At 72.4% G+C, this 22,269-nt stretch carries 21 protein-coding genes and 1 pseudogene; 15 read left to right on the forward strand and 7 right to left on the reverse strand.

Going from position 1 to position 22,269, the window contains the following annotated elements; genetic code table 11:
- Positions 1-28: 28 nt before the first annotated feature.
- From ACZ7G3_RS25930 to ACZ7G3_RS25950, 5 genes are all read left to right on the forward strand, one after another.
- Positions 29-523, forward strand: coding sequence for a MarR family winged helix-turn-helix transcriptional regulator (locus ACZ7G3_RS25930; protein WP_426601576.1), 495 nt, complete (start codon positions 29-31; stop codon positions 521-523).
- 92 nt (positions 524-615) lie between these two features.
- On the forward strand, positions 616-1,221 hold the full coding sequence (locus ACZ7G3_RS25935; protein WP_426601577.1) for a sulfite oxidase-like oxidoreductase: 606 nt from the start codon (positions 616-618) through the stop codon (positions 1,219-1,221).
- On the forward strand, positions 1,214-1,990 hold the full coding sequence (locus tag ACZ7G3_RS25940; RefSeq protein WP_426601578.1) for a ferredoxin reductase: 777 nt from the start codon (positions 1,214-1,216) through the stop codon (positions 1,988-1,990). The genes ACZ7G3_RS25935 and ACZ7G3_RS25940 overlap by 8 nt, the downstream gene beginning before the upstream one ends.
- 646 nt (positions 1,991-2,636) lie before the next feature.
- Entirely contained in the window at positions 2,637-3,605 is a 969-nt protein-coding gene (locus ACZ7G3_RS25945) for an acetylxylan esterase (protein WP_426601579.1), read from the forward strand.
- A 241-nt stretch (positions 3,606-3,846) separates the two neighbouring features.
- Positions 3,847-4,590 carry a GntR family transcriptional regulator gene (locus ACZ7G3_RS25950; protein WP_470928435.1) on the forward strand — a complete coding sequence of 248 codons (744 nt, stop codon included), beginning with the start codon at positions 3,847-3,849 and terminating at the stop codon, positions 4,588-4,590.
- Between the two features lie 18 nt (positions 4,591-4,608).
- Here ACZ7G3_RS25950 and ACZ7G3_RS25955 read toward each other — a convergent pair whose 3' ends face one another.
- Positions 4,609-5,334 (reverse strand): class I SAM-dependent methyltransferase, encoded by a 726-nt coding sequence (locus ACZ7G3_RS25955; protein WP_470928436.1) that lies wholly within the window; start codon positions 5,332-5,334, stop codon positions 4,609-4,611.
- 554 nt (positions 5,335-5,888) lie between these two features.
- On the opposite strand from ACZ7G3_RS25955, the gene rho reads away from it, so the two are divergent.
- Positions 5,889-7,028, forward strand: coding sequence for a transcription termination factor Rho (gene rho, locus ACZ7G3_RS25960; RefSeq protein WP_470928437.1), 1,140 nt, complete (start codon positions 5,889-5,891; stop codon positions 7,026-7,028).
- A gap of 117 nt (positions 7,029-7,145) precedes the next feature.
- A complete protein-coding gene (locus ACZ7G3_RS25965) occupies positions 7,146-8,321 on the forward strand; it encodes a D-alanyl-D-alanine carboxypeptidase family protein (protein ID WP_470928438.1) in 1,176 nt (391 codons plus the stop codon).
- A 26-nt stretch (positions 8,322-8,347) separates the two neighbouring features.
- Here ACZ7G3_RS25965 and ACZ7G3_RS25970 read toward each other — a convergent pair whose 3' ends face one another.
- Positions 8,348-9,280 (reverse strand): glutaminase, encoded by a 933-nt coding sequence (locus ACZ7G3_RS25970; protein ID WP_426601584.1) that lies wholly within the window; start codon positions 9,278-9,280, stop codon positions 8,348-8,350.
- Between the two features lie 138 nt (positions 9,281-9,418).
- On the opposite strand from ACZ7G3_RS25970, the gene ACZ7G3_RS25975 reads away from it, so the two are divergent.
- Entirely contained in the window at positions 9,419-10,477 is a 1,059-nt protein-coding gene (locus ACZ7G3_RS25975) for a fatty acid desaturase family protein (protein WP_426601585.1), read from the forward strand.
- A 39-nt stretch (positions 10,478-10,516) separates the two neighbouring features.
- Here the strand turns inward: ACZ7G3_RS25975 and ACZ7G3_RS25980 are convergent.
- The 4 genes and pseudogenes from ACZ7G3_RS25980 to ACZ7G3_RS25995 form a co-directional block, all read right to left on the reverse strand.
- Positions 10,517-10,756, reverse strand: a pseudogene (locus tag ACZ7G3_RS25980) (undecaprenyl-diphosphate phosphatase); the annotation flags it as partial.
- Positions 10,757-10,890: 134 nt separating this feature from the next.
- Positions 10,891-11,178 carry an ArsR family transcriptional regulator gene (locus ACZ7G3_RS25985; RefSeq protein ID WP_470928439.1) on the reverse strand — a complete coding sequence of 96 codons (288 nt, stop codon included), beginning with the start codon at positions 11,176-11,178 and terminating at the stop codon, positions 10,891-10,893.
- 185 nt (positions 11,179-11,363) lie between these two features.
- Entirely contained in the window at positions 11,364-12,926 is a 1,563-nt protein-coding gene (locus ACZ7G3_RS25990; RefSeq protein WP_470928440.1) for a glycoside hydrolase family 53 protein, read from the reverse strand.
- 36 nt (positions 12,927-12,962) lie between these two features.
- Positions 12,963-14,990 carry a beta-galactosidase gene (locus ACZ7G3_RS25995; protein ID WP_470928441.1) on the reverse strand — a complete coding sequence of 676 codons (2,028 nt, stop codon included), beginning with the start codon at positions 14,988-14,990 and terminating at the stop codon, positions 12,963-12,965.
- A gap of 183 nt (positions 14,991-15,173) precedes the next feature.
- Here ACZ7G3_RS25995 and ACZ7G3_RS26000 point away from each other — a divergent pair, with 183 nt between their 5' ends.
- The 5 genes from ACZ7G3_RS26000 to ACZ7G3_RS26020 all read left to right on the forward strand — a co-directional run bounded on the left by ACZ7G3_RS26000 (position 15,174) and on the right by ACZ7G3_RS26020 (position 20,088).
- Positions 15,174-16,493, forward strand: coding sequence for an ABC transporter substrate-binding protein (locus ACZ7G3_RS26000; protein ID WP_470928442.1), 1,320 nt, complete (start codon positions 15,174-15,176; stop codon positions 16,491-16,493).
- Positions 16,490-17,470 carry a carbohydrate ABC transporter permease gene (locus tag ACZ7G3_RS26005; protein ID WP_470928443.1) on the forward strand — a complete coding sequence of 327 codons (981 nt, stop codon included), beginning with the start codon at positions 16,490-16,492 and terminating at the stop codon, positions 17,468-17,470. The genes ACZ7G3_RS26000 and ACZ7G3_RS26005 overlap by 4 nt, the downstream gene beginning before the upstream one ends.
- A complete protein-coding gene (locus tag ACZ7G3_RS26010) occupies positions 17,467-18,372 on the forward strand; it encodes a carbohydrate ABC transporter permease (RefSeq protein ID WP_426601591.1) in 906 nt (301 codons plus the stop codon). The genes ACZ7G3_RS26005 and ACZ7G3_RS26010 overlap by 4 nt, the downstream gene beginning before the upstream one ends.
- Entirely contained in the window at positions 18,369-19,400 is a 1,032-nt protein-coding gene (locus ACZ7G3_RS26015; RefSeq protein WP_426521941.1) for a LacI family DNA-binding transcriptional regulator, read from the forward strand. The genes ACZ7G3_RS26010 and ACZ7G3_RS26015 overlap by 4 nt, the downstream gene beginning before the upstream one ends.
- A gap of 286 nt (positions 19,401-19,686) precedes the next feature.
- Positions 19,687-20,088 (forward strand): MarR family winged helix-turn-helix transcriptional regulator, encoded by a 402-nt coding sequence (locus ACZ7G3_RS26020; protein ID WP_426601592.1) that lies wholly within the window; start codon positions 19,687-19,689, stop codon positions 20,086-20,088.
- On the opposite strand, the gene ACZ7G3_RS26025 is transcribed toward ACZ7G3_RS26020, so the two are convergent.
- Positions 20,085-20,486 carry an SseB family protein gene (locus tag ACZ7G3_RS26025; protein WP_426601593.1) on the reverse strand — a complete coding sequence of 134 codons (402 nt, stop codon included), beginning with the start codon at positions 20,484-20,486 and terminating at the stop codon, positions 20,085-20,087. The two genes, ACZ7G3_RS26020 and ACZ7G3_RS26025, sit on opposite strands and share 4 nt — an antisense overlap.
- Positions 20,487-20,771: 285 nt before the next feature.
- Between ACZ7G3_RS26025 and ACZ7G3_RS26030 the strand changes: the two genes are divergently transcribed.
- Positions 20,772-21,098 carry a DUF2795 domain-containing protein gene (locus ACZ7G3_RS26030; RefSeq protein ID WP_426521938.1) on the forward strand — a complete coding sequence of 109 codons (327 nt, stop codon included), beginning with the start codon at positions 20,772-20,774 and terminating at the stop codon, positions 21,096-21,098.
- Positions 21,099-21,334: 236 nt separating this feature from the next.
- Positions 21,335-21,940: an AMIN-like domain-containing (lipo)protein gene (locus ACZ7G3_RS26035; RefSeq protein WP_426601595.1), complete on the forward strand. Its 606-nt coding sequence runs from the start codon at positions 21,335-21,337 to the stop codon at positions 21,938-21,940.
- Positions 21,941-22,269 lie beyond the last annotated feature (329 nt).

Here is a 22,269-nt window from a genome sequence, read left to right on the forward strand (position 1 = left end):
ATACAACTAGCAATGTGGAGGAGGACCTGTGACGACAGCGGAGACACCCGATGAGACGACCGTCACGCCCGGCGACCGCCCGGCGGACGCGGCCGTGGAGGTCATCCAGCGGGAGATGACGGCCTTCGCCCGCCGCGCCCGCGCCTCGGCGGGCCGCATGCACCCGGAGCTGTCCCTGGTGTCGTACACGCTGCTCGGCCATCTGGAGGAGCGGGACGGCTGCCGGGCCACCGACCTGGCCGCCCACTACGCCCTGGACAAGTCCACGGTCAGCCGCCAGGTGTCCGCCCTGGAGCGCGCCGACCTCGTCGAGCGGCGCGTCGCCCCGGACGACCACCGCGTCCAGGTCCTGCACCTGACGGAGGCCGGGCGGCGCATCCTGGCCCAGGTCACCGAGAGCCGCCGGACGGCCTTCCGGGAGCGGCTCGCCGACTGGCCCGAGGACGACCTGCTCCGCTTCGCCGCGTATCTGGAGCGGTACAACGCGTGGCGGGGAGCCGCACCCGACGAGGACCGGGGCTGAGGACCGCCCACGGGGCACGTACGGTTGACCGCGTACGCACTGACCACGCCGGCCGCGGGCTTCTCTCGCGGCGGCCCGAAAGGCCCCACCGCATGCACATCACCCGAGGCTTCACCGGACGCCCGCGCGCCGCGCGGCCGGGGCTGCCGCCCGGCCAGTACGACGCCGGCGACGACTGGCCCGTGCTGTCCGCCGAGGTCACGCCCGACCTGTCGCCCGCCGACTGGACCTTCCGCGTGGGCGGGCTGGTGACCGAGCCCCGTACCTGGGACTGGGCCGGAGCACACCGGCTGCCCGCGTCGGCGTACGCGGGCGACATCCACTGCGTGACCGGCTGGTCGAAGTTCGGGGTGCGGTTCGGGGGCGTGTCCCTGGACGCCTTCCTGGACGCGGCGCGCCCGCTGCCGTCCGCCACCCACGCCGTCGCCTACGCGCACACCGGCTACACCGCCAACCTGCCGCTCGCCGACCTGACCGGCGGACGCGCCTGGATCGTGTGGGAGTACGACGGGCAGCCGCTCGCCGCCGAGCACGGCGGCCCGGCGCGGCTGGTGGTGCCGCACCTCTACTTCTGGAAGAGCGTGAAGTGGATCGCGGGCCTGGAGCTCCTCGACCACGACGAGCCGGGCTTCTGGGAGCAGAACGGCTACCACGCGCGCGGCAACCCCTGGGAGGAGCAGCGGTACTCCGGTGACTGAGACAGCGACGCACACGACACGGGCCTTCACTCCCCCGACGCGGTTCGCCGTGCCCGGGCGCATCGAGGTGAACGGCCGGGTGGCCGGGACGTGGCAGACGGCCACGCTCACGGAGATCCGCCGCGAGACGCCCCGCGCGTCCACCTTCCGGTTCGCGGTGCCCGGGTGGGCGGGCCATCTGCCCGGCCAGCACCTGATGCTGCGGCTGTCCGCCGAGGACGGCTACGCGGCCCAGCGCCACTACTCGCTGGCGTCCGCGCCGGACGACTCCGGGCACATCGAGCTGACCCTCGACCACGTCGCGGACGGAGAGGTGTCCGGCTGGTTCCACACGGTGGCCCGGCCCGGCGACCGGGTCGAGGTGCGCGGCCCGCTGAGCGGCTTCTTCGCCTGGCCCGGCGACCGGCCCGCCCTGCTGCTGGGTGCCGGCTCCGGTGTCGTCCCGCTGATGTCCATGGTGCGGCACCACCGGGCGCGGGGACTGACGGTGCCGCTGCGACTGCTGGTGTCGGCCCGCAGCCCCGAGGAGCTGATCTACGCCCGCGAGTTCGGTGCGGAGACGACGCCCGTGTTCACCCGCGACGCGCCGGCCGGTACGCCCGTGGGCCGGATGGCGGCCGGACACCTGGCACCACTCCTGTCCGAGCCGCCCGCCGACGGGTGGGAGGCCTACGTGTGCGGCTCCAACTCCTTCGCGGAGCACGCCTCGCGACTGCTGGTGGCGGCCGGCCAGCCGGTGCACCGGATCCGCATCGAACGCTTCGGCTGACCCTTCCCCGGGACACGCCGGCCCGCGGCTCGGCCGCGTGGGCGGCGCGACCGGCGACGGCGCGCCTGCGGCCGCGCCGACACGCCATCCCCTGCCCCGGTGCCCCCAGGCGTCACCGGGCACCTGTCCGCGGCCCGGAACAGCCGTCCGCCGTTCCGGGTGGGCGACTTGGCGAGCCAGGACCGCGGCGCGGGGTAGCGGACCCGGGCGAACACCCGCACGCGCGGCGCGACACGGGGCCACTGCGGTCCCCGCTGCCGCGCGGTCGTCCGGGCCGGCCCTCCGGCCGCGAGGAGCCCGGCATACGAACCCGGGTGCGCGGCTGCGGCGCAATCCGCTGCGGCGGCGGATGGCCGAGTGGTGCCGTGACCGGCCCCTCACCGAGCCGCAGTGGACGCAGCGGGCGGGCCTGAGCGGCGCCGGTGACCCGACCACCTGGCCCGGTCTTCCGCCGGAACGCTGCTCCCGTGCCCACCCACCAACGGCAGGCCGCTCCTTTGACCTGCGGTTCGACAGATCGAACACCGGCGTCGGCCATGCCGGTCCCCAGCCGGTCCCCGTGGGGATCTGGCGAGACCTCCGATCACTCACGTACGGTGTGATCATCCGTACGGTCCGGCACTGACCCCCGTAAAGGCGGTTCTCGATGGCCCTGTTCGACCTTCCGCTCGACGAACTCCGCGCGTACCGCAGCGCGTCGGCCGAGCCCGAGGACTTCGACACGTTCTGGAACAAGACGCTGGAGGAAGCCCGCGGGCACGATCTGGACGCCCGCTTCGAACCGGTCGACACGGGACTGTCCACGGTGCGGGTGCACGACGTGACGTTCGCCGGGTTCGGCGGCCATCCGGTGAAGGGCTGGCTGGTCCTGCCGGCCGCGGCGGAGGAACCGTTGCCGCTGGTCGTGGAGTTCGTCGGGTACGGCGGCGGGCGCGGGCTGCCGCACGAGCACCTGCTGTGGGCGTCCGCCGGCCGGGCGCACTTCGTGATGGACACCCGCGGCCAGGGCAGCGCCTGGGGCGGCGGCGGCGGGACCGCGGACCCCGTGGGCGGCACGCCCGCGTACCCGGGCTTCATGACCCGCGGCCTGGACGCCCCCGAGAACTACTACTACCGCCGCGTCTTCACCGACGCCGTGCGCGCGGTCGAGGCGGCCCGCTCGCACCCGCTGACCGACTCCGCGCGCACCGTCGCCCTCGGCGGGAGCCAGGGCGGCGGCATCGCGATCGCCGTCGGCGGCCTGGTGCCGGACCTGACGGCCGTCGCGCCGGACGTGCCGTTCCTCTGCGACTTCCCGCGCGCGACCAGGCTCACCGACCGGCAGCCCTACCGGGAGATCGGCCTGTACCTCAAGACGCACCGCGGCCGCACCGAGGACGCGCTGCGCACGCTGTCCTACTTCGACGGCGTGCACTTCGCGGCGCGCGGCCGGGCACCCGCCCTGTTCTCGGCGGCCCTGGAGGACCAGACCTGCCCGCCGTCGACCGTCTTCGCGGCGTTCAACGCCTGGGCGCACGACGACAAGGCGATCGAGGTGTACGACTTCAACGACCACGAGGGCGGCGGCCCCTTCCAGCAGGCCGCCAAGCTGCGCTGGCTGAGCTCGTACGTCTGAGCCGGCCGGGGGGGCGGCCCTCCAGCGGTCCCGCGCACTTCTCGCGGTCCCGCACATCCTTCTCGCGATGCCGTCGACGCCCTGTACGGCGCCTTGTGGCGCGGTGACGGGCGGTCGACGCGCACGTGAGGTTTCGGCCGAACCGGCGGACCGCCCTTCCCTACTGGTTTAGACCAATGGTAGTTCTGGTGGCGCACCCAGCCCGCGCGGCTGCCACACGTCACCAACAGGAGGGCGCGGCATGGTCCGCACCACCCCGCACGACCACCCCCTCACCGACGGTCAGCCCCTGTACCGGCGGGTGGCCGCGCAGCTGCTCGGCGAGCTGCGCGACGGGGCCGTCCCACCCGGCGAACGGCTGCCGGGCGAACGCCGGCTGGCCGCGCACTTCGGGGTGAGCCGGGAGACGGTACGGCAGGCCCTGGAGGCACTGCGCCGGGACGGCCTGCTCACCACCGACCGGCGGGGCAGCCACGCCACCCTGCCCAGGCCGTCGGCCCAGAGCCCGGCGTCCCTCACCTTCCCGGTCGGGGCCCGGGCCACGGAGGCGTGCACCGGCGACCGGGCCACCGTCGCCTGGGAGCCCCCGCCGCCGGAGCACGCCGCGGCGCTGGGGCTGGCGCCGGACCGGCCGACCCTGGTGCACCGCTACACTTCCGCGACCGCCGACGGAAGCGCCCGGCGGACGGCCGTGACCTCGTTCTCCACGGTGGCGCTCGCCGAGGTCGAGGAGCTGGCCCGGTACCGCGACCGGGCCGACGGCGCCGCCTCGGTGCAGCTGAGGCGGACCTACGACTGGATGCGCAGAGCGGGCCTGACCCTCCACCACCGTGACACGATCACCCGGCTCGCGGACACACCGTCGGTGCGGGTCGTCCGGCGGGTGCACGACCAGTACGCGCGGCCGCTGGAGATCACGGACCTCCTCGTGGACGCCCGACAGGACGCGCTGGTCTACGAGTTCACACTGCCGGCGGCCGGCTGACCCGGCCCGCGCACACCCTCACGGCAGCCGACGGGCCAGAACCAGCCGGGCGCGCGGGCTGCCGTCGGGCCGGCGCCCGAACTCGGGCAGGGCGTGCAGGTCCGTCCGGAAACCGGCACGGGCCAGTTCCCGGCCCACGTCCCCGAGCCGGAAGGTCCGGTAGTACATGACGAACGGCGGCCGCCACAGCGCGTTGCGCACCCGCATCGCCGCGTCGAAGCCGAGCAGCGTCCAGTACCCCCGGGAGCCGGGGCGGGCCGGCGCGGCGACGGGGAAGGCGAAACAGCCGCCCGGCCGCAGCACGGAACGCACCTGGGTGAACAGGCCCGGCAGTTCACGAGGGAGGAAGTGCCCGAACGCCCCGAAGCTGACCACGAGGTCGAACGCGGGACCGAACGGCAGGGCGCGGGCGTCCGCGCGCACCCAGGAGACCGCCGGGCCCTCCGGCACGGTGCGCCCCCGGGCGACCTCCAGCATGCCCGCGCTGAAGTCGACCCCGGTCACGCTCCCCCGGCACACCCGGGTCAGCACGTCCACGCCCGCGCCGGTGCCGCAGCACAGGTCGAGCCCGTCGTCGAACGGCCCCGCCGGCGCCAGCGCCGAGGCCACGGCGTCGAGCACCCGGTCCGGCGTGCGGTACGGGGTGTGGTCGAACTTCGGGGCGAGCAGGTCGTAGCCGCGCTCGACCGACGACAGGGCCTGGACGGCGAGTTCGCGCAGGGTGGGGCCTTCGGGGCTGAACATCCGGTCAGCCTAGAGCCTGTCCGGTGGGCCCGGCGGGGGCACGCCGCTCTCCCCGCACCGTGAGCACGCGCTCGCACCGTCGGGCGCGAGGCGGACGGCAGCGACCGCGCACCGGTCTTCGCGGCGCGGGTGGGGCGACCGCCGGATCAACGAGTGCGACGTCCGGCACCTCGACGAGTCCGGCCAGGCGCATACGGAAGTCGGAGGACGGAACAAGGAACAGCCGCCGCACCGGACGTGTTGAGGGAGGTGGGACGCAGGAACGTCCCGCCGCCGTAGCCGTACCACCACTCCCCGTGGTACGGTGCGACCAGTACCTGTGTACGCCCCCTCGGGGCGCCGGTGCCAGTTTTCCTTCGGTTCGCCGACCCGCCCGTCCTGTTGCGACCGGCGCGTCCGCTTCTCAGCACAACCGCTCGAGCAGGGTCTTTCACCCGCTGCGTCGAGATGCTGTTCCCGCCGTCCGGAGGCGCGTCGTCCGACCCCTCGCACGGCTTCTCCCCCCCCTTCCTTCCGCATGCCCCATGCCCGTGTCCTCGAAAGGACCGCACTCCATGACCACCACACTCGAACACCCCCCTGTACAGCAGGCCCCGGCCGAGATCGCGAACGGTGTCCTCGACATCGACGCGAGCGGGAAGGGGCACCTGCGGGGCAGGAACCTCCAGCCCGAACCGTCCGATCTCTCCCTCTCCCCCGCGCTGATCCGCCGCCACGCCCTGCGCAAGGGCGACCTGGTCGAGGGCGTACCCGGCGACCGGCGCACCCTGACCGACGTCGTCCGCGTCAACGGCCGCGCACCGGACGGGCAGGGCGCCCGACGGCACTTCCATGACCTGACACCACTGCACCCGCACGAGCGGCTGCGCCTGGAACACCCGGCGGCCGGCCTGACCGGGCGGGTCGCCGATCTGATCGCCCCGGTCGGCAAGGGCCAGCGCGGCCTGATCGTGGCCCCGCCGAAGACCGGCAAGACCGTCCTCCTCCAGCAGCTCGCCGCCGCGGTCGCCGGCAACCACCCCGAGTCCCGCCTGATGGTGGTGCTGCTCGACGAGCGGCCCGAGGAAGTCACCGACATGCGCCGGTCCGTGCGGGGCGAGGTGTACTCCTCGACCTTCGACCAGAGTGCCAAACAGCACATCGCACTCGCCGAGCTCGTGATCGAGCGGGCCAAACGGCTGGTCGAGGCCGGTGAGGACGTCGTCATCCTCCTCGACTCCCTCACCCGGCTGTGCAGGGCGCACAACACCGCCGCCTCCTCCGGCGGCCGTACCCTCAGCGGCGGCGTCGACGCCGGGGCGCTGCTCGGCCCCAAGCGGTTCTTCGGAGCGGCCAGGAAGGCGGAGGAGGGCGGCTCCCTCACCATCCTCGCCACCGCCCTGGTGGAGACCGGCTCGCGTGCCGACGACTTCTACTTCGAGGAACTCAAGAGCACCGGCAACATGGAACTGCGGCTGAGCCGGGAGCTCGCCTCCCGCCGGGTCTTCCCGGCCGTGGACATGACCGGCTCCGGCACGCGACGCGAGGAACTCCTGCTGTCCGCCGCCGAGTCGACGGCCGTACGCGGACTGCGGCGTGCCCTGGGGGCCCGGGACGGGCAGTCCGGCCTGGAGACGCTGCTGGAGCGGATGCGCCGGACACCGGACAACGCCACGTTCCTGCGGCGCGTCCAGCCGACGCTGCCCGCCGACTGACGGCCCCGTCGGGAGACGGCGCCCCGGGCCGGTCTCGCCTGCGGCATCCGGGTGCTTGCCCGCGCGACTCGGCCCGGGCAGCGTGGCGGTCCGGGGGTCCGTTCCTACGTTTGCGGTATGACTATCGGATTCCCGTCCCGGGCGGCTCGATCCACCTGCGTGCTCTGTGCCGCGGGACTGCTCACGCTCATGCCCGCCGCCGCGGCCGCCCGAGCCGAGCTGCCGGCCCCCAGCCCGCCCGGGGGGCCACGAGCGGCTGCGGCGCCGCAGCCGTCACTGCTGTACCGCTCCGGCACGCAGGTCCGGCCCCGGCCCGGGGCTCCCCGGGTCCCCGACGTCTCCGCGCTGTCCTGGGTGGTGGCCGACGCGGGCAGCGGCGACGTGCTGGCGGCGCACGACGCGCATCGCAAGCTGCCGCCGGCCAGCACCCTCAAGACGCTGTTCGCCCTCACCGTTCTGCCGGTACTGCCGGCCGGCATCCGCCACCAGGTGAGCGCGGACGAACTGTCCGGCATCGGCCCCGGCAGCAGCCTGGTCGGTGTCGTCGAGGGCCGCACGTACCGTGTCTCCGACCTGTGGAACGGGGTCTTCCTCAACTCCGGCAACGACGCCGTCCACGTCCTGGCCTCGCTCACCGGCGGCTGGAGCGCCACGGCGGCCAGGATGCAGGCCGAGGCCCGTGCCCTCGGCGCCCACGACACACACGTGCGCTCACCCGACGGCTACGACGCGCCGGGGCAGGTGTCGTCGGCGTACGACCTCGCGGTCTTCGGCCGGGCGGGGCTGCGCAACCCGGACTTCGCGCGGTACTGCGCCAAGATCGACGCGATGTTCCCCGGCCGGAACGGGGACTCGTACGGGATCGTGAACACCAACCGGCTGCTCACCGGGGAAGACGGCGTGGAGCCGTACCCGGGGCTGGTCGGCATCAAGAACGGCTACACCAGCCACGCCGGCAACACGCTGATCGCCGCCGCCCGCCGTGACGGGCTGACGCTGGTGGTGAGCGTGATGAACCCGCAGGAGGGCGGTGGCCACGCCGTGTACGAGGAGGCCCGCTCACTGCTCGACTGGGGATTCGAGGCGGCCGGGCACGTGGATCCGGTGGGTTCCCTGGCGCCCGGGGGTGTCCGTCCCCGGCAGGGACCGGAGGCCGTGCCCTCGGCGGTCCCGGCGGCGCGGCCGTCGCCGGACGCCCCGGGCTGGTCCCAGGCCGGGACGATCGCCTGCGCCGCCCTGCTCGGCGCGGGGGTCATGGCGCTGGCACTGCGGCTCAAAGTGTCTCGGCCGTAGGGGAGTCGAGTCCGCCGGCCGTCCGTTCAGAAGACCGACAGTCCCGTGAGCGTGGTGAAGCGGTCCAGCGCCGCCACTCCCGCCACCGAGTTGCCCCGCTCGTCCAGGCCCGGGCTCCACACGCACAGCGTGCAGTGGCCGGGCACCACCGCGATGATGCCGCCGCCGACCCCGCTCTTGCCCGGCAGGCCCACCCGGTAGGCGAAGTCGCCGGCCGCGTCGTACGTCCCGCAGGTCAGCATCACCGCGTTGACCTGCTTGGCCTGACTGCGGCTCAGCAGCCGGGTGCCGTCGGCCCGGATGCCGTGCCGGGCCAGGAACCCGGTCGCGAGGGCGAGATCGGCGCAGGACGCGGCGATGGAGCACTGGCGGAAGTACTGCTCCAGCAGGACCGGCACCGGGTTGTCGATGTTGCCGTACGACGCCATGAAGTGGCCGAGTGCGGCGTTCCGGTCCCCGTGCGCGCTCTCGGAGGCGGCGACGTCCTCGTCGTAGGTCAGGTCCGGGTTGCCGCTCTCCGCACGCAGGAAGGCCAGCAGTTCCCCGGCCGCGTCCGAGGTGCGGGTGTGCAGGCGGTCGGTGACGACGAGGGCGCCCGCGTTGATGAACGGGTTGCGCGGGATGCCGTTCTCGTACTCCAGCTGCACCAGGGAGTTGAACGGGTTGCCGGACGGCTCGCGGCCCACGTGCTCCCAGAGGGCGTCGCCCTCGCGGGACAGGTCGAGGGCGAGGGTGAAGACCTTGGTGATGGACTGCGCGGAGAACGGCTCCCGCCAGTCGCCCACCCCGTACACCGTGCCGTCCGGCTCGGCGACGGCCATGCCGAAGCGGCGCGGGTCGCAGGCCGCGAGCGCCGGGATGTAGTCGGCGGGCCGGCCGCTGCCGGGGGTCCGCTCGATCTCCTCGGCGATGCGCTCCAGGACCGGCTGGAAGGTAGTCGGCGTACTCATGATCACCATTGTTCCTCCGGTCCGGTCCCGCCGCACCGCCGGGCGGCGATGCCGAGGACCGCGGTGCCGGGGGTGGGGCTAGCCGCACCCCCGCTTCGGGGGCAGACGTCATTCTGCGGCCGGGAAACCGTTCACATACTGAGGTACATGGCTAATCCAACGGTGCTCATCGAGAGCCTGCCCCCGCGCGAACGAGAAAAGGGAAGCGACAAGGGAAGCGACTTCTCCGAACTCTCACGGCGCATCACCGCCGCGGGGCTGCTCCGGCGCCGCCCTCTGTACTACACGGTGCGCTTCGGCGCCGTCGCCCTCGCGCTCGCGGGCGGCGTCGCCGCCCTTCTCACCCTGGGGGACGGCTGGAGCCAGCTGTTCGTCGCGGTGGCGCTGGCCGCCGTCTTCGGCCAGCTCGCGCTGGCGGCCCACGACCTGGCCCACCGGCAGGTCTTCTCCCGCCGCCGGCCCAGTGAGATCGGCGGCCTCCTGGTGGCCAACCTGCTACTGGGCATGAGCTACGGCTGGTGGATGAACAAGCACACGCGCCACCACGCGAACCCCAACCACGAGGAGAAGGACCCGGACGTCTCGCCCGACATCCTGGTCTGGTCGCAGCGCCAGGCGAGCAAGGCCAAGGGGCTTCCCGGCTTCGTCGGCAAGCACCAGGCGGCCCTGTTCTTCCCGCTGCTGACGCTGGAGGGTCTCAATCTGAGTTTCAACAGCTTCAAGGCGCTGCGCAGCCCGCACATGAAGCGTCCGGTGGTGGAGGGCACGCTGCTCGTCGCCCATTTCGTCCTGTACTTCGGCGGGCTGTTCACTCTCCTGTCCCCCGGCAAGGCGCTCGCCTTCATCGCCGTGCACCAAGGCCTGTTCGGGGTCTACCTGGGCTCCGTCTTCGCGCCCAACCACAAGGGCATGCCGATGATCGAGGAGGGCACGCGGCTCGACTTCCTGCGCCGCCAGGTCCTCACCTCCCGCAACGTGCGCGGTGGTGCGCTGGTCGACGTCTTCATGGGCGGCCTCAACTACCAGATCGAGCACCACCTCTTCCCCAGCATGCCGACGCCCGCCCTCGGCAGGGCCCAGGCCATCACCGAGCGGTACTGCGCCGAGCTGGGCGTCCCGTACTGCCAGACGGGACTGTTCGCCTCGTACGGGCAGGCGCTGCGGCACCTCAGGAGCGTCGGGGAGCCGCTGCGCGACGCCCGCTGAGAGGCGAGTGCGTGCCGGTCGGGTCCCGGCGTGCGACGGTCAGCCGTGCAGTACGCCCGCGCCGAGCAGCCCGAACAGCAGGACGCCGACGACGATCGGGTAGATCACGAAGGCGTTGAAGGAGTGCTTGGCGACGAACTTCAGCAGCCAGGCGATGGAGGCGTAGGCCACCACGAAGGAGACGAGGGTGCCGACCGCCAGCGGGGCGGCGCCCGCCCCGGTGCCCAGGGCGTCCTTCAGCTCGTACAGGCCGGCGCCGGCCGGCGGCGGGTCGCCCAGGTGGTGAGCCACACCGCCGTGAGTGCCGCGGGCGGCGTCGCGGCGAGGTGGGCCGGGACGGCCGAACGGCGGCGCCCTGGGTGTTCGGACCGGTCCCGAGTCGTACCTCCCGGGGACGCCTCGCAGACGTCGGTCTACCAGCCCTTCTCGAACATCCGCGCCACCTCGGCGATCCGTACCTCGTCGCGCCGGTAGTACGTCCGGCGCCGGATCCTGGTGGCGCGGAGCAGCCCGAGCCCCGCCAGCAGTTCGAGGTGGGTCCCGGCCACCCGGCGGGACACGCCGAGCTTCGCGGCGACGAGCTCCACGCGGACGCCGTGCGCGACGACGTCCGCGTGGTGCTGGGGCGGGAAATGGGCGGCCGGATCCTTGAGCCACTCCAGGACGTCGAGACGCGTGCCGTGCACGGGAATCCTCAGCATCTCGTCCTCCCTCCGTCCGGACCCGCCCGTACTGTGTCCGTCCACTGTCCCGCAGCCGGGGCCCCGCTGTCCGGGACTCCGGCGCCTTGCCCGGGTACCGGACTGCCTGACCCGGTACCGGACCGCCTGACCCGGTACCGGACCGTCTCGCCGGTACGGAAGGTGCGCGAAGGGTGCGGAAGGTGTCAGCGGTGGCGGAACCACGCCGCCGCGGGCAGCACCCTGTCGTCGTAGCCGAACAGGGCCTGGTTCTCCCAGCCGTTGCCGGAGGACGGGTCGGCGGGGTCCCAGCCGTTGCCCTCCACGGCGGTCCAGGTCGCCTCCCAGTAGAAGACGCCGAGGCCGCGGCCGTTCGGGACGGCCTCCACGATGTTCGCCACCGTGTTCATCCACGCGCTCTGCCCGGCCGGGGTCGCCGGGTAGCCGGGAACGAGTTCGCCCGTGACGTCGATGATGTTCTCGTGCGCGTCCTCGCTGTCCAGCCGGAACGGGTAGGCCGTCTCCGCGACGAAGACCGGCTTGCCGTAACGGGCGGCCGCGTCGTCCAGGGTGGTCTGGAAGTCGGACAGCGGACCGTGCCAGTACCCGTAGTACGACAGGCCGATGGCGTCGAACCGGACGCCGTGCGCGACGGCGTTGTCGAACCACCAGCGGGTGCCCGCCAGGTCACCGCCCTTGGCGAGGTGCAGCGCGACGGGGGTGTCCGCGTCGACCCTCTTGACCGCGTCGTACCCGCTGTTGATCAGCCCGGCGAGCTGTGTCCAGTTGTCGGTGGAGCCCTCGTTCCACAGCATGCCGCCGTTGATCTCGTTGCCGACCTGGACCATGTCGGCGCCGGTGCCCTGCGCCTTGAGCGCGCTCAGCACGTCGTACGTGTGCTGGTACACGTCCCTCTTGAGCCGGCCGTACGAGTGCCCCGCCCAGGCGGCGGGCGTGCTCTGGGCGCCCGGGTCGGCCCAGGTGTCCGAGTAGTGGAAGTCGACCAGCAGTTTCATGCCCTGCGCCTTGACGCGCTCGGCGGTCTCCAGCACACGCGCCTTGTCGTTGTACCCGTCGGCCGGGTTCACCCAGACCTTCAGGCGGGCGTAGTTCATGCCGGCGGACTTCAGGATGCCGAGCGGGTCGCCCTTCGCGCCGGAGGCCGTGCGGTAGACGCCGCCCTTGGCCTCGCTCTTGGCGAGGGACGAGACGTCGGCCCCCTTGACCTGCAGTCCGGCCGACGTGCCCGGCGTGAAGGTCAGGTCGTCGACGTTGATCCAGTTGCCGGCGTTCGCGTCGCTGTTGATGCTGATGGTGCACTGGCTGCCGGTCACCTCGACCGGTACGACGATCCGGATCCACCCGCTGGAGGACACCGGAAGGTCGGTGCGCTGCTCGGCTCCGCCGCAGTTCTTCAGGGCCATCCACGCGGCGTTCTGACCGCCGCCGGAGCGGACCCATGCGGTCAGCCGGTAGCTGCCGTCGGTGAGTCCGGAAAGGTACTGGTACGTCTCGACCCGGTACGCGGACGACGACCAGTGGCTCAGGCGGTTGCCGCCGCCGCGGCCGCCCGCCTCGGTGTACGAGGCGCCGGTCGAGCCGTACTCCGACCAGCCCGTGGGCGTGGCCGCTCCGCCGCCGTCGGCCTCGAAGCCGCCGTTGGTGAGGCTGCTCGCCGCGTGGGCGCTCTGGGCCGGCAGGGCGGTGAGGGCGAGCCCGGCCACGAGGGGCGGCAGCAGGGCCTTGAGGGTGCGTCTGGGGTGGAACATCGTCGTCCGTCGTCCCTTCGACGTAGGAGATATGAGTTACGGCCGGCCGTCGAGCCGTACGACCCGGACGGCGCCGGCCGGGACCGGAAGGCGGCCCGCGGCGCGTTCCCCGGTCAGCAGCTCGGTGCCGGGTGCGTCCAGCGGCACCTCGGCGTCCGAGGCGGTGTGGTTGATGGCGAACAGGTAGGTGCCCGACTCGCCGGTGCGGCGCACGACCTCGACGTCACGGGGCAGGTCGGCGCGCGGGGTGATGCGCGCGTCCTCGGCCGCCCGGGCCAGGACCGCGTCCAGGCCTTCCGCGCCCAGGCGGGTGGAGACGTACCAGGCGGTGCCCTCTCCGAGGCGGTGCCGGGTGACGGCGGGCCGGCCCGCGGCCAGGCCGTCGGCGTACGTCCACACCGGCTCGGCGCCGCGCGGCACGACGAACTCCGTCCACACGTCGGCGCTCAGCCCGGCACCGTCCGGGCCGGTGACCCGCACCCGTTCGCCGGCCAGCAGGGGCGAGAACTCCTCGACGGTGAGGCCCAGCACGTCCCTGAGCGCACCGGGGTACGCGCCCTCGTGGACGGCGTCGTGTTCGTCGACGATGCCGGAGAAGTACGAGACGACGAGGGTTCCGCCCCTCTCGACGTACTGCCTGAGGTTGTTCCCGGCCGCCTCGGTCGTCAGGTACAGGGCCGGGACGACGACCAGGGGATAGGCCGACAAGTCGGCTTCCGGGTGGGCGAAGTCGACCGTGAGGTGGCGGTCGTAGAGCGCCTCGTAGAAGGCGTCGGCGCGTTCGCGCGGGTCGTGGTCCTCGCTGGGGCGCCACTGGAGGTTCTGCGCCCACCAGGAGTGCCAGTCCCAGACCATGGCCGCGTCGGCCTCGGTGCGGGTGCCGCGGACGGGGTCCAGCGAGTCGATCGAGGCGCCGAGTTCCACCACCTCCCGCCACACGCGCGTCTCGGTGCCGCCGTGCGGCAGCATCGCCGAGTGGAACTTCTCGGCGCCGCGCCTCGACTGCCGCCACTGGAAGAACATCGCGCCCTCGGAGCCGCGGGCCACGTGGGCCAGGGAGTTGCGGGCCATCTGGCCGGGGGCCTTGGCAGGGTTGCGGGGCTGCCAGTTGACGCCCGAGGTGGAGTGTTCGAGCAGCAGCCAGGGTGCGCCGCCCGCGACGGAACGGGTGAGGTCGGCGGCCATGGCGAGGTTGACGTGGGTGCGGCGGCCGTCGGTGATCAGGTAGTGGTCGTTGGTGACGAGGTCGACCTCGCGGCCCCAGGCCCAGTAGTCGAGGGAGTCGCACTGGCTGAGGGCGGTCATGAAGTTGGTGGTGACGGGGACGCCGGGTGAGAGGCGGTGCAGGATGTCCCGCTCCGCCGTGAAGTTCTCGCGCAGGGTGGCGTCGGCGAAGCGCTTGTAGTCCAGCGCCTGGGCCGGGTTGCCGACCGTCGGTGTCAGGCGCGGCGGGTTGATCTGGTCGAGGTCGGCGTAGCGCTGGCCCCAGAAGGCGGTGCCCCAGGCCTCGTTGACGGCGTCGACCGTGCCGTAGGTCTTTTCCAGCCAGCGTCGGAAGTGCGCGGCGCAGGAGTCGCAGTAGCAGGCGGAGACGGGGACGCCGTACTCGTTGTGGACGTGCCAGAGCGCGAGCGCCGGGTGGGTGCCGTAGCGCTCGGCGAGTTTGGTGGTGATGTTCGCGGCGGCGGCGCGGTAGTCGGCGTTGCTGTGGCAGATGGCGCCGCGGGAGCCGAACTCGTACCGCACGCCCTCGACGGTCACGGGCAGCGCCTCCGGGTGGGCACGGTAGAACCAGGCGGGCGGGACCACGGTGGGCGTGCCGAGGTCGACGCGGATGCCGTTCTCGTGCAGCAGGTCCAGCAGTCGGTCCAGCCAGCCGAAGTCGTAGGTGCCCGGTGCGGGCTCCAGCAGCGCCCAGGAGAAGATCCCGGCGCTCACCATGGTGACGCCGGCCTCGCGCATCAGCCGGACGTCCTCCTGCCAGACGTCTTCGGGCCACTGCTCGGGGTTGTAGTCCCCGCCGAAGGCGAGCCCGGTGAGGCCTCTGGGGGTGGTCTCCGGCATGGATGGTCTCCCGTGTGATCGATCAATTGGGAACGTGCACACACATCTCCAGCGGTGCGAGCCCAACATAACCGCACAGCAACAACCATTGACAAGTGTCCGGGATGTTTCTCTACTGTGAACGCTCACAGAAGCATGGCAGGTCTCCGCAGCAGGCGGAGGCCCAGGTCAGGGGAGAGTTCCATGCCGTACACGAAGCGCCGCCGCCTGGTGACTTCCGCCGTCGCCGTCGCACTCGGCGCCACCACCCTCGCCGCCTGCGGCTCGTCCGAAGACGGCGGCGGCGCCGAGTCGGGTCCGGTCTCGCTGACGTACTGGACCTGGACGCCCGGCATGGACAAGGTCGTCGACCTGTGGAACAAGGGCCCGGGCAAGGAGCAGCAGATCACCGTCACGGTGAAGAAGCAGGCGTCCGGCGACACGCTGGTCACCAAGATCCTCACCGCGCACAAGGCCGGCCAGGGGCCCGACCTGGTGCAGGCCGAGTACCAGGCACTGCCCACGCTCGTCAGCAACGACGCGCTCGCCGACATCTCGGGCGAGGTCGGCGACGTGAAGGGCGAGTTCGCGGAGGGCGTGTGGCAGCAGACCACACTGGGCACGGACGCGGTCTACGCCGTCCCGCAGGACATCGGGCCGATGATGTTCTACTACCGCGAGGACCTGTTCGAGAAGTACGGCCTCGAGGTCCCGGCCACCTGGGACGAGTTCGCCGAGACCGCGCGCAAGCTGAAGAAGGCGGCTCCCGACAAGGACCTCACCACCTTCTCCGCCAACGACTCCGGCCTCTTCGCGGGCCTCGCCCAGCAGGCCGGCGCCAAGTGGTGGTCGACCGAGGGCGAGAAGTGGAAGGTCGGGGTCAACGACGAGGCGACGAAGAAGGTCGCCGAGTTCTGGGGCGGCCTCGTCAAGGAGGGCGCCGTCGACAACCAGCCGATGTACACGCCGGCCTGGAACAAGGCGCTCAACACGGGCAAGCAGCTCGCCTGGGTCAGCGCCGTGTGGGCGCCCGGCACGCTGACCACCGCCGCGCCCGACACCAAGGGCAAGTGGGCCATGGCCCCGCTCCCGCAGTGGCCGGACGGCGGGAACCGCACCGGCAGCTGGGGCGGCTCCTCCACCGGCGTGACCACCGACTCGAAGCACAAGGACGCCGCCGCGAAGTTCGCCGAGTGGCTGAACACCGACCGCGGCGCGCTGAACGCCCTGGCCAAGGAGGGCGGCATCTACCCGGCCTCCACCTCGGCCCAGCTCAGCGGCGCGTTCACCAAGCCGCCGGAGTTCTTCTCCAACCAGCCGGACTTCTACACCAAGGCCGCCGACATCGCGAAGACGACGGCGCCCTCCGCCTGGGGGCCCAACGTCAACGTCGCGTACACCACCTTCAAGGACGCGTTCGGCGCCGCCGCCAAGGACAAGTCGGACTTCGCCGCCGCCCTCGACACCATGCAGGAGGAGACGGTCGCCGACCTGAAGAAGCAGGGCTTCGAGGTCGCCCGGTGACCAGCACGACGGCACGCCGCGGGCCGCACGGGGTCAAGGGCGCCCCGAACGCCCACCCGTCCCCCACCAGCGCCCGCAACGGAGCGCTTCGCGCTCCCTACTTCTTCCTCGTCCCCGCGATCGCCCTGTTCCTGCTGTTCTTCGCGCTGCCCATCGGCTACGCGGTCTATCTCAGCTTCCGCAAGGTGGAGGTGTCCGGGCTCGGCCTCGGCGCCGGTGCGCGGCAGGAGGTGTGGGCCGGCTTCCAGAACTACACCGACGCCCTCGGCGACAGCGAGCTGCTGGACGGAGCCCTGCGCGTGCTCGGCTACGGCTGCCTCGTCGTGCCCGTGATGCTGGGCCTGGCCCTGCTGTTCGCGCTGATGCTCGACTCCGAGAAGGTGCGGTTCACCCCGGTCACCCGGCTCGCGATCTTCCTGCCGTACGCCATTCCCGGCGTGGTGGCGGCGCTGCTGTGGGGGTTCCTGTACCTGCCGGACGTCAGTCCCTTCTACTTCGTGCTCGACCGGTTCGGTCTGCCGCAGCCGGACCTGCTGGACGGCGGTCCGCTCTACCTCGCCCTGTCGAACATCGCGATCTGGGGCGGCACCGGCTTCAACATGATCGTCATCTACACCTCGCTGCAGTCCATTCCGGCCGAGGTGTACGAGGCGGCGAAGCTGGACGGCGCCTCCCCGTCGCAGATCGCGCTGCGCGTCAAGATCCCGATGGTGGCGCCGTCGCTGGTGCTGACGTTCTTCTTCTCGATCATCGCCACGCTCCAGGTGTTCAGCGAGCCGACCACCCTCAAACCGCTCACCAACTCCGTGTCCACGACCTGGAGTCCGCTGATGAAGGTGTACCAGGACGCCTTCGGCAACGGCGACATCCACGCGGCCGCGGCCCAGGCGGCGATCATCGCGCTCGTCACCCTGGCGCTGTCCTTCGGGTTCCTGCGGGCCGCCAACCGCCGCAACAAGCAGGAGGCAGCACGATGAGTTCCCTCGCCGTCCGCAAGGCACAGCCGGCGGCGGGCACCACGCCCGGCACCGCCCAGGGGCCTCCGCCGCGCCGCCGGATCGCGCTGGTCCCGACGCTCACGCTGCTGCTCGGCGCCGTCTACTGCCTGCTGCCGGTGGCCTGGGTGGTGATCGCGGCCACCAAGTCGGGCAGCGAACTGTTCTCCACCTTCACCTTCCTGCCGGGCACGGGCTTCGCCGACAACCTGGGCGACCTCAGCGCCTACCGCGACGGCGTCTACTGGCAGTGGATGGCCAACTCGGCCCTCTACGCCGGTCTCGGCGCCCTGCTGTCCACGGCCGTGTCGGCGGTCAGCGGCTACGCGCTGGCGACCTACCGCTTCCGCGGCCGGGAGACCGTGTTCAACGTGCTGCTGGCGGGCGTGCTGATGCCCCCGGTGATCCTCGCCGTCCCCCAGTACCTGCTGCTGGCCGAGGCGGACCTGACGGACTCGTACCTGTCCGTGCTGCTCCCCCAGATCCTCTCCCCCTACGGCGTCTACCTGGCGCGGATCTACGCGGCGGCGGCCGTACCCGCCGACGTGGTGGAGGCCGGGCGGATGGACGGGGCGAGCGAGTGGCGCATCTTCACCCGGGTCGCGCTGCCGATGATGGTGCCGGGCCTCGTGACGGTGTTCCTGTTCCAGTTCGTGGCCGTGTGGAACAACTTCCTGCTGCCGTACATCATGCTCAGCGACGACGAGAAGTTCCCGATCACGCTCGGTCTGCACACGCTGCTGGAGCAGGGCGCGAACACGCCGGCGCTCTACACGCTGGTGATCACCGGTGCGTTCCTCGCGGTGCTTCCGCTGGTCGTCCTCTTCCTGGTCGTCCAGCGCTTCTGGAGCCTCGACCTGCTCTCCGGGGCCGTAAAGTCGTGACCATGAGCAATACGGGGGGCCGGCGCCGACCGCCCACGATCCACGACGTGGCGCGCGAGGCGGGAGTGTCGCGGGGCACGGTGTCACGGGTGCTCAACGGCGGGCACTACGTCAGTCCGGCCGCGCAGGAAGCCGTCAACGCGGCCATCCGCAAGACGGGTTACGTCGTCAACCGGCACGCCCGGTCGCTGATCACCGGACGGTCGGACTCGGTGGGCTTCCTGCTCACCGAGCCGCAGGAGCGGTTCTTCGAGGACCCCAACTTCAACGTCCTGCTGCGCGGCTGCACCCAGGCGCTGGCCGCGCACGACGTCCCGCTGCTGCTGATGCTCGCCGGGACCCAGGACGAACGGCGGCGCATCACGCGGTACATCACGGCGGGGCACGTCGACGGGGTGCTGCTGGTGTCCAGCCACTCCGGGGACCCGGTCGCCGAGGAACTGCGCGCGGCGGGGGTACCGCTGGTGGCGTGCGGCAAGCCGATCGGGCTGGGCTCGAAGGTGAGTTACGTGGCCGCCGACGACCGGGACGGCGCCCGCGACATGGTCCGCCATCTGCTGTCGCTGGGACGGCGGCGGGTGGGTGTGGTCACCGGCCCGCTCGACACCCCGGGCGGTGTGGAGCGCCTGGCCGGCTACAGGGAGGTGCTCGGCGAGGCCGGCATCGCGATCGACGAACGGCTCGTCGTCTCGGGCGACTACAGCCGGGCGAGCGGCGAGGCCGGGGCGGAGCGGCTGTTGGCGCGGGCCCCCGACATGGACGCCGTGTTCGTGGCGTCCGACCTGATGGCGCAGGGGGTACTGGCAGCACTGCAACGGGCGGGGCGGCGAGTGCCCCAGGACGTGGCGGTGGGTGGTTTCGACGACTCCCCCGCGGCCGTCGCCGCCAGTCCCGAGCTGACCACCATCCGGCAGCCCTGGGACCGGATCAGCGCCGAGATGGTCCGGGTGCTGCTGGCCCAGATCGGCGGGGAGGACCCGGCGGCGGTGATCCTGCCGACCGAGCTGGTGAAACGGGACTCGGCGTGAGCCGTGTTTCCTCGGTGTGTCCCGTGGGGGTGTCCTCGGGCCTGCCCGGGTCGTTTGCTCGGGCCTGCCCGGGTCGTTTGCTCGGGCCTGCCCGGGTCGTTTGCTCGGGCCTGCCCGGGTCGTTTGCTCGGGCCTGCCGGGGGTATTTCCCGCATTTCCTCGGGCCGGGGCGGGGCGTTTCCCCGGTCTGACCGGAGCGTTTCCTCGGGTCTGACCGGAGCGTGTTCCTTGCGCGCACACTAGTTGCACAGTCAATGAACAGTGCTCCCGGTGTTACCGTGCTGGTATGGCAGTCAAGACGGCCGGTGCGCGGCTCGAGGAACGGTGGCGTGAGATCCTCTCGGTGCACGCGCGCACCATGTGCGAGATCGACCGTGCGCTGCACCCGCACGGTCTCGGCGCGAGCGACTTCGAGGTGCTCGACCTCCTCGTGACCGAGGGGCCGGGCGAGGGCGCCCAGTGCCGGGTGCAGAACCTGGTCGGCCGGGTCCACCTGAGCCAGAGCGCCCTGTCCCGGCTCATCGCCCGGCTGGAGAAGGACGGGCTGGTGGAGCGCACGATGTGCGCGGAGGACCGGCGCGGTGTGTACGTGGCGCTGACCCGCAGGGGCCGCGACCTGCACACCGAGGTGCTGCCGTTGCAGCGGGCCGTACTGGCCCGCATGCTCGGCGACGGCGAGCGCCCCTAGGGACGGGCCAGCAGGGTACGGACTCCGTCCGACGTGAGCGTGAGGCGGTGCTCCGAGCCGGCGTCGATGGACAGCGACAGGTCGTCGGCCGGCCACTGCGCGGCAAGGGCACCCAGCGGCACCATGCGGTAGCGGGAGACGTACGGCAGCAGGTCGGCCATCTCCAGCTCCGAGGTGAACACCGGCACCACCTGACGGCCGCCCTGCTGTTCCAGGACCGGCAGTGCCAGCATCCCGGGGTCCGCGGCGTCCTGCTCGTTGGCGTCGTCGGGCACCGGGATGAGGACGTCGCTGCTCGCGAGTGTGTCGAGCGCCGCCGTGTCCTCGGTGTTCTCGGCGAGTGTGTCCAGCGCGCGCCGGGCGGGCGAGACGGAGTTGTCGTTCGCGGGTGTTTCCATGACTGATCCCTGATAGCGGCGGTGATGGGGCCCGCCCCGATGATCGGTACGGGGCGGTCCAGCCTCGCGTACCCGATCGTCCAGGGCGCAATCCTGTTCCCACACCCGGTGCCGGCACGATCACGTTCGGCCGGGTTCGGCGGGAAGCTCGAGCACCCCGGGGTACGCCGGAGAGCCGCGAGGTGTGCCGGGGATGTGAGTACTGGGGCTCGTGCGGTTACCCGGAAGGCCTCCGAGGATTCCCGGGGGTTCCGGGAGTCCAGGCACCGACCGGGAGAAATGCTCATGTCCCACACCACCAGCGCCCGAGAAGTGGTCGACGCCATCAAGGGCGTCGACTTCCCCGCGGGCAAGGACGACCTGATCCGGGCGGCGCGTGAGGCGGGCGCCTCGCAGGACGCCGTCGCCGCGCTGCGCGGCATCCCGCCCGAGAGCTACGCCAACCGCGAGGAGGTGGCCCGGTCGGTGCGCGTGGACCCCGCCTCCGACCTCGGCACCTCTCCCGCGCAGCGCGCCGAACAGGCCCGCGCGGGCGGCAAACCGGGCCAGTCGCAGCATCTGCGCGAGGTGCCGAAGCCGCCCGTGGAGGAGGAACTGGACCGGGACCGCTGACAACGCGGAAGCCAGGACCCGGCGCAGGCCCGGCGTCCGGCACGCCGTCCCGGCGTCCTCGCCCTGCGTCGACCGGGTCCTCGGTCGGCGCACGCCGTCGCGTGCGCCCCCTCGGTACCCCCGATGCGCGCCCGAAACACACCCGAAGCACCCAGTGCACCCCCAACGCACCCGCAACCTTTCGGTCATTCGGCTCGTCTCACCCATACCGGAACTTGCATACACCGGGGGACACAATGCGACGAAGCAGAACAGCATGGGTGACGGTCGTACTCGCGGGCGCCGTCCTGGGGACGGCCACGGTCGCGGCCGACGCGGCCCCGGGCACCGACGCGCGGAGCACCGTACGCGACACCGCGCACACCACGGCATGCCCCACGGGCTGGGGCAGCCTCGCCAAGACCCGGGCCGCGGGGACGACGGCCCCGGTGAAGGACGTCAGGACCGCGCGCCACGCGTGCTTCGACCGGATGGTCGTCGACGTACCCGGTGCGAGCGCCGACCGCATCGGGTACGTCGTCCGGTACGTCGACCGGCTTCACCAGGACGGCTCGGGCCGCCCGATCGCGGTGGACGGCGGAGCCGTCCTGGAGGTCAGGGTCGCCGCACCCGGCTACCGCCCCGAGACCGGTGCCGCCACGTATCCCGGCCGGGCGGACCGGCCCCTGCCGGATGTGGACCTCACCGGCTACCGCACCTTCAGGGACACCCGGTTCGCCGGCAGCTTCGAGGGCGAGACACAGATCGGGCTCGGCGTCCGCACCCGGCTGCCCTTCCGGGTGCTGGCGCTGGACGGCCGCCTCGTGGTGGACGTCGCCCACTCCTGGAGCGGGACGCGCTGAGCCCCGGGGGCTCGACGGCGCCGTCGCCTCGTTCCGGGCGCTCGGCGGCCTCCACCAGCGCGGCCGGTTCGGCCAGGGCCATGCGCACGCGTGCCCGTCTCGTCGCCCGCGGCGGGCACCGCGTCGGGAAGCCCGTCGTGGGTGACGACGGACTCCGTGCCACCGCCCGCTTCGGTGAGCGCGGTGGTCATCGTCCTCGTGCCCCGGAAGGCGGGGTCGGCCGACTCGAACTCGAGCACGTCCACCACCTGTCGGCCGAGCACGATCCGCGCGAAACGCCCGTGGTAGGTGTCGGTGTGCGCGCCGGACCTGCCGGCGGCCGTCGGCGC

The sequence above is a fragment of the Streptomyces sp. NPDC037271 genome (assembly GCF_055603605.1).